Source organism: Mailhella sp., assembly GCF_057866825.1.
This window is the reverse complement of sequence record NZ_DBMAHT010000109.1, coordinates 1-6813: the sequence shown is the minus strand read 5'-3', so window position 1 is coordinate 6813 and position 6813 is coordinate 1. Positions and strand designations below refer to the sequence as shown.

Annotated in this window: 9 protein-coding genes; all 9 read right to left on the bottom strand. The window is 60.8% G+C overall.

Going from position 1 to position 6813, the window contains the following annotated elements; all coding sequences use genetic code 11:
* A partial coding sequence (locus ACZM96_RS08790; protein ID WP_489488590.1) for an FmdE family protein occupies positions 1–333 on the bottom strand: 333 nt, incomplete at its 3' end.
* A 38-nt stretch (positions 334–371) separates the two neighbouring features.
* A complete protein-coding gene (locus tag ACZM96_RS08785; RefSeq protein ID WP_489488589.1) occupies positions 372–1313 on the bottom strand; it encodes an ABC transporter ATP-binding protein in 942 nt (313 codons plus the stop codon).
* Complete coding sequence (locus ACZM96_RS08780; RefSeq protein ID WP_489488588.1) at positions 1303–2316, bottom strand: FecCD family ABC transporter permease; 1014 nt, start codon at positions 2314–2316, stop codon at positions 1303–1305. The genes ACZM96_RS08785 and ACZM96_RS08780 overlap by 11 nt, the downstream gene beginning before the upstream one ends.
* Positions 2317–2412: 96 nt before the next feature.
* Positions 2413–3585: an ABC transporter substrate-binding protein gene (locus ACZM96_RS08775; RefSeq protein ID WP_489488587.1), complete on the bottom strand. Its 1173-nt coding sequence runs from the start codon at positions 3583–3585 to the stop codon at positions 2413–2415.
* Between the two features lie 159 nt (positions 3586–3744).
* On the bottom strand, positions 3745–4323 hold the full coding sequence (locus ACZM96_RS08770; protein ID WP_489488586.1) for a nitroreductase family protein: 579 nt from the start codon (positions 4321–4323) through the stop codon (positions 3745–3747).
* A 162-nt stretch (positions 4324–4485) separates the two neighbouring features.
* Positions 4486–4965: a Spy/CpxP family protein refolding chaperone gene (locus ACZM96_RS08765; RefSeq protein WP_489488585.1), complete on the bottom strand. Its 480-nt coding sequence runs from the start codon at positions 4963–4965 to the stop codon at positions 4486–4488.
* Positions 4966–5173: 208 nt separating this feature from the next.
* Entirely contained in the window at positions 5174–5866 is a 693-nt protein-coding gene (locus tag ACZM96_RS08760) for a GDSL-type esterase/lipase family protein (RefSeq protein WP_489488584.1), read from the bottom strand.
* A gap of 136 nt (positions 5867–6002) precedes the next feature.
* Entirely contained in the window at positions 6003–6323 is a 321-nt protein-coding gene (locus ACZM96_RS08755) for a branched-chain amino acid transporter permease (protein WP_489488582.1), read from the bottom strand.
* The coding region (locus ACZM96_RS08750; protein ID WP_489488581.1) for an AzlC family ABC transporter permease at positions 6320–6813 on the bottom strand (494 nt) is incomplete at its 5' end. The genes ACZM96_RS08750 and ACZM96_RS08755, both read right to left, overlap by 4 nt.

The following is a 6813-nucleotide window of genomic DNA, read 5'->3' as shown; positions in this document are numbered from 1 at the left end:
CTGCGAACGGCGGGAAATGGCGTCGTCCCGCAGAAGCTGGACAAGGCGCGCGCTCTTGTTGTCGCTGCGGCGGAAGAAGGTGAAGGCCACCTTGCCCCTGTCGCGGAAGATGAGATTGCCTTTGCCGAAGGTGCATCCCACCAGCGCCTGAATGGCGTCCACTGCGCACATGTCCGTTTCCGTGACGGCCACGATTTCCTCGTCGGCCGCGGTGCCGAAATGCTGCATGGCCCAAGCGGCAACCCGTATGCCGAGGCTGATGCCGGGGCAGGTGTGACCGTGAAAGGCCACGGCCTTGTCTATGAGTTCCTGAGTAATGCCTGAAGCGTACATGATGTCTCCTTGTCTTTTCTGCGTGGCGGGGCCGGGCGTCATGAGCGGCGCGGGCACACCATGTCCACGGCTCCTGCGGAAATGCGCACGCACTGCGGGCCGTAAATGTGCTGGAGCACCGTTTCGGTTACGGCCTCATGCCCGGGCCCCTGAGAGAAGATGCGGCCGCGCGTCAGCACGGCGGCCGTGTCGCAGAACCAGAGAATGTGGTTCGGGTCGTGGCAGCAGACCAGAATGGCCACGCCTTCGTCGGCCACTTCGCGCAGCACTTTCCATACCGCAAGCTGATTGCTGAAGTCCAGGGCGCTGGTGGGCTCGTCCAGAAGAATGAGCGGCGTTTTCTGCGCCATGGCGCGGGCTATGAGCACGAGCTGCCGCTGTCCGCCGGAAAGCTGATTGCAGGCTGCCTCGGCCAGAGACTCGATGCCGATGCGGCGCATGACGTCTTCGGCGATGATCCGGTCTTCCTCGCTCAGGCGGAACCAGCCGTTCATGTGGGGCGAGCGCCCCATGAGCACCATGTCGCGCACGAGAAAGGGAAAGGGCAGCCTGTGTTCCTGCGGAACGTAGGCCACGTGACGCGCGAGCTTTGCAGGGCTCATATGGGCAATGTTCACGCCCTTGACGTGAACCTGTCCCTCCTGGGGATGAAGAAAGCCCATGCAGCAGCGGAAAAGCGTGGATTTGCCGCTGCCGTTGGGGCCGAGCAGTCCGCATATCTGCCCCGGGCGGACGCGGAGACTGACGTCGTGAAGCACGGGAGCTCCGGCGTAGGCGAAGGAAAGATGGCGGATGTCGAGGGCGCAGTTTTCGTCCGAAGTGTCGGACGCAGTTTGTGCGGCAGGCTCTTCCGTCTGGAAAAGATGCCTGAGCCTGTGAAAAAATCCCTGCTGCGCTCCGCGATGGAACAGAAGAAAGTCTTCGGCCCGGGAGGCGACGCCCCGCCCGGAGGCGCAGGCGGCGGAGAGCTTACGCGCCATAGAGTTCCCTCCCCTTGGCGCGGAGCAGCCACAGAAGGTAGGGCGCTCCGACGATGGACGTGATGATGGCGATGGGAATTTCCGTGCCCGTGAGCGTGCGGGCCAGCGTGTCGCACAGCAGCATGTACAGCGCGCCGAGCAGGGCCGATCCGGGGATGACCCAGCGGTTGTCCGGGCCGAACATCATGCGCGCGGCGTGCGGCATCATGAGGCCCACCCAGGCGATGATGCCCACGGCGGAAACGCATACCGAGGCGGCCAGCGTGGCCAGCACAAGGAAGACGACGCGCACCCGGTCGGGATGAATGCCGAGGCTGCGGGCTTCCTCGTCTCCCAGCGAAAGCAGATTGAGCTTCCACGCCAGAGCGGCGATGATGAGCAGGCAGGGCAGCACCGCGCAGGCCGTGACGGTCACGTCGCGCCAGTTGGCGTAATAAAAACCGCCCATCATCCAGAAGGTGATTTCCCGAAGCTCCACGTCGGAAGCGAGATACTTCATGATGCCGAGCACGGCGGAGAAGAGCGAGCCCACAATGATGCCGGAGAGCACCAGTGTGACGGGCGGGGTTTCGCCGCGGTTGCGGGCCAGAAGAAAGGAGAGCGTCACGGCGGCCATGCCGCCGAGAAAGGCCGCCGTCTGGCCGTTGGGAAACATCATGGGAAAGACGATGGCCAGCGCCGCGCCGCAGGAGGCTCCGGCCGACACGCCGAGAATGTACGGCTCCACCAGCGGATTGCGGAAGCACCCCTGATACACCGTGCCGGAAATGGCCATGGCCATGCCCGTCATGACGGCGAGAAGCAGCCGGGGAAGGCGGATGCGCCACACGATGACGTCGTGCATTTTCGAGGCGGAACCGTCTCCCACGCCGAGATGCGCGGCAAGAACGTCCGCCACGTTGCCGGGCGTGAGATCGTAGTCGCCGGAGAGCATGGCCAGAATCAGAGCTGCGCCCAGAGCGAGAGAAAGCAGCATGACCAGAGGAGCGCGAAAGGATGTCATTATGGCCTCGCACGATGCGGCAGGAGCATGGGCGTCCTGCCGGCAGGAGCGGGACGCGTTTTCCTCATCCAGAGTTAAAGGAGAACTTTAAAGACGTCAGAAGTCGGCTTCGTCCATCCAGTCGAGCAGCTGCGTGCTGCGCAGACCTCTGGCGGTTTTTTCATCCACGCCGTACACGTCCTGATAGAAGCGAAGCGCGAAGTCGTACACGCTGATGTCCGCAAAGCGTTCGGGATAGGCGGCCTTGGCGATGATGAGCATGTCGAGCGGATATTCCACGCGGCGGGATGCGTTCATGGGCGACCAGGGGAGCGCATAGACTTTGCGATGCTTCACCGCCTGCAGCTCCTGAAGATTTTCATAATAGGGTGCGTCGTAGAGCTCCCGGGGAGGATGGTAGCCGTTGGCCGTGGGCAGAATGACGACGTCCGGCTCGCAGGCGTAAATTTGTTCTGCGCTCATGGGCACGGCCGTGCCCTTGCCCCGATAGGCGTTTCTGGCGTGCGCCACCTGCTCGATGATGTAGGATTCCGGCGTGTCCACGCCCTGCACCGATCCTGCGCCGCCTTTTTTTCTCACGTCGGGGCGCAGTCCGAGGAGAAGAACGGACGGGCGCTCGCTTTCCGGAATGTCTTTTGTGCGTTCGCGTATCATGGCTTCGGTTTTTGCCAGGGAGTCGGCCAGACGTTCGGCCTGTTCCCTTTTGCCGAACAGTTCGCCGATGATGCCGGCTTCCGTCTTCATGCTGGCAAGGTCGGAAGAGCGGAACCAGGTGGGGGAATACAGCACCACGAGCGGAAGACCGAGCGCTTCAATGGTGTCCACGGTTCTTTTCACCTTGTCCTTGTCCGTGCCGACCGGCGTGTCGCCCACGCGCAGAATCACCACGTCCGGCGCGGCGGAAGCCAGCGTTTCAAAGCTGATGACGTTGCCCTGCGGCGCGTTGACGCAGGGAAGATCGTTCAGCCACGGGTGCAGATACTTCATGGTGTGCCATCCGCGATACTCGCGGTTTTCGCCGGAACGGGAGGGAATGACGTAGCGATAGTCCCGTTTCATGGACCACGAGCCGATGACCTTGACTTTGCTGATGACGCCAAGATGCGTCATGACTTCTTCGATGAAGCCGTCGTCGATGGTGGCGACGGCCTGGGGATCGTCGGGAACGGTGACGTCGACGCCTCGCATGTCGGTGACGACTCTGGCCTGCGAGGTCAGGGGAAGAAGCGCGAGCATGACGGCCGCGGCAAGGGAAAGGACTGGTTTCATGAGGGACTCCGAAAGTATGCTCGGTGGCACAAAAGAAAATAACGTGTTACCACGAGAAGAGGTAACACGTTTTTTGAAGAAATGCCATGAGAACTTCGGGCGCGCAGGCCCGGCGCCGGGGCGGACCTGCGTTCCCATGCGCGGCGCTGTGTTCGGGCGCTATTTTTTAATGATGATGGCTTCGTCGAGAGTGATTTTCGGCACGCAGTGCACGTCGTTTTCGTCGCGGTAGTAGGAAAGACTGCCGTCGGCTCTGCGTTCCACGAGACGGCGTTCTTCATCGGGTTCTCCGACGGCGAGCACCAGCTTGACCTTCAGATCGTCCGGCAGACCGACGAGCGCGGCGGCTTCATTCTTTTTGACGGCGCCTATCATGCAGCAGGCCAGACCGGCCTCGCAGGCGGCCAGATTGATGCTCTGGGCCGCAATGCCGATGTCGATGGTGGCGAAGTCGTCCATGTTTTCCGGGCCGGCAATGATGATGAATCCGCCGGGGTGCTGCTTGTCCGTGGCGCGCTGTTCCGGGGTGAGGGCTCCGCCGAGCACGACAAGGGCGTTCATGGCTTCGCAGGTGTCCTTGTCGCTGATGGTGACGAAGCGAAGTACCTGCTTGTTACGGGCGGAGGCAGAGAGACGGGCGTGATCCACGAGTTCGGCCAGCGTTTCGGAAGAGATGCGGTGATCGCCCTTGAAGCGGCGGCAGGTTCTGGCCCGGGAAATAAGTTCTTTCAGTTTCATAGGAATGCTCCATGCGGAAAAGAAAACGGAATCCGCTGCGCTGCGGTTTTCCATGAAAAAAAGGTCCCTTCAGCATATGATGAAGGGACCATGACGGCAAGACGGAACTTGTCGGTTGACGCCGCCGGAAAGATTTCCGGGGCGTTGAAGCGACCGGCAAAATCAGCGCCAGCAGCCGTAGTTCTGACCGTGGCGGGGCATGCCGCACCAGCCGTTTCCTCCGTGATGGTAGCCGCCGTGACGATAGGCCCCGAAGCAGGGCAGGCCGGCGTCGGCCATCTTGGAATAAAAGTCTTCATTGATGGTGCGCAGCTGCTCGTGCAGCTTGGAAATGTCTGCAATGATGGCCTTCAGCTCTTCAGGCTTGACGTTGGGGTTGGGGGAAAGCGCGCGAAGTTCGAGGCCCTTCTGAGTCAGCTGATCGTAGAGGGGACGGACAGCGTTGCGATGCTCTTCGCAGAGCTTGTCCATCTGGGCGCGCTGTTCCTCGCTCAGAGCGGGCATGCCGCGATAGTCGTCGTTCTGATAGTTGTAGTAGCCGTGATGACGGCCGGGGCCGTCGTGATAGGCCATGGCGACCATGGGTATGGAGGCAAGAACGGCGGCAGAGAGCAGGGAGATGGAAAGAGTCTTCTTGATCATGGCGTGTTCCTTTATGCTGAATGGAAGAAGGGTTCAGGTGGATGACGAGTTCAGTATATAGAAAAGAGGGAAGGCATTGTCACGTTTCAAACTGTTGCAGGACGTGCTTTTTTGTAACGATGTAGAAAAAATAGGAATAAAAATAAATAAAAACAAAAAGTTATAGTATTGCTGAGAGATTTTTCGACGTGAATTTCCGAAGGCGGCGTCAGAGAATCATGGAGCGCACCTTTTCAAACACCGCGCTTGCGAGCGCGGCGTGATCCTCCTCATTGAGGTGCATGCCGTCCACGCCGTGGGCCTCGCCCCAGGGCTCTCCGCCGATGGATGCGGCGGCGTCCAGAAAAAAGGCGTCATGCGTTTCGGCCACGCTCCGGTAAAGCTCGGCAAGCCGGCGCGATTTGCGGGGCGCATCGACATAGCGGTCTCCGGCAAGCTGCATTTTGCGCTCTCCGATGAGCGGAGGGGACATGATGAGCACCTGCGGATGCGGATAATCCAGAAGTTCGTTCCAGGGAAAATGTCTTGCCAAGTCCACGAGCTCTGCCATGCCTTCGGCAATATCGTGTTCCGAGCGCTGAAGCACGGATTTCATGTCGTTGCTGCCGAGCATGATGACGACGATATCCAGCGGCAGATGCGAAAGCAGGCAGGCGGGAAGGTAATCCAGCGCGCTGAGCCCCGCGCCGGGCACGGACACCCCGCTGCCGACGGTGGCCTTGTCCCGCACCGTTCTGCCGCCGAGTCCTTCTTCCAGCACTTCCCAGTCCCGTCCGAGAAGGGCGGCAAGACGTCCGGTCCAGCGTACGTTTGCCGGATAGCGCAGCGTGGGGCCGGAAAGTGAGGCTTGCCATCCGTAGGTATTGGAATCGCCGAAACAAAGCAGGCGTCGTCTGGTCACGAAAGTTCTCCTTGATCGAAGCATGCAGAAAGGGGTTGAATTTCTGGATGTCGTCTAGTTGATGATACATGCGGCGGCCGCACAGTGCGGCGTGGCGTTCGGCTTCCGGGCCGGGAGCTTCGGAGCCACGGGGCTTTCAGAAAAAAAGCTGAATCATGGCCATGTAGCAGAGCGTACCGCCCGCAATGGCAGCGGCCATGTTGCGTGTGCGGAACTGCAGGGCGACGGTGACGAGAGAGGCGATGATTTCGGGAACGCCGTTGCTGCCCGGCACCAGCGTACCGTTGCGGAAGCAGTACACCACCAGCATGCCCCAGATGGCCGAAGGCAGCACCGAACCGAGATAGGCGATGACGGCGGGCGTTCTTTTGCGGAACAGGAGAAACGGCGTCCAGCGGGTGATCTGGGTGGCCAGCACGGCCAGACCGATCATGACGGCAGCCTGAAACGTGGTCATGGCCGGGCTCCTGTCTGGGAAGAGAGTTTTTTGCGGAACAGAAGAAGCAGAGCAATGATGAAGAGCATGGCGGCCAGAAGGAAATAGGCCGTGCCGAAGGCCAGAAGGCAGCCCAGCGTGACGCCGAGTCCGCCGAGAGACGCCGCGTGCTGCTTCTCCTGCTGCCAGCTGCTGACGAAAATGGCCAGAAACAGGGCGGGCAGCACAAATTCTATGCCGCGGGTGTCGAAGGGCATGTCGGCGCCGAAGATGGCGCCCACGGCGGTGGAGAGTACCCAGTAGGCCTCGTTGAACAGCGTGACGAAAAAATAATACCAGCGTCGGTCTGCGCCTTCGGGAACGCGCCCCATGCCGAGAATGGAAAAGGTTTCGTCAATGAGCCCGTAGATGAGATAGGGCTTCATCGCTCCGGTGTCGCGGTAGCGGTCGAGCATGGCGATGCCGTAAAAAAGATGCCGCGCGTTGACCACAAGCCCCACAACAAAGGCCG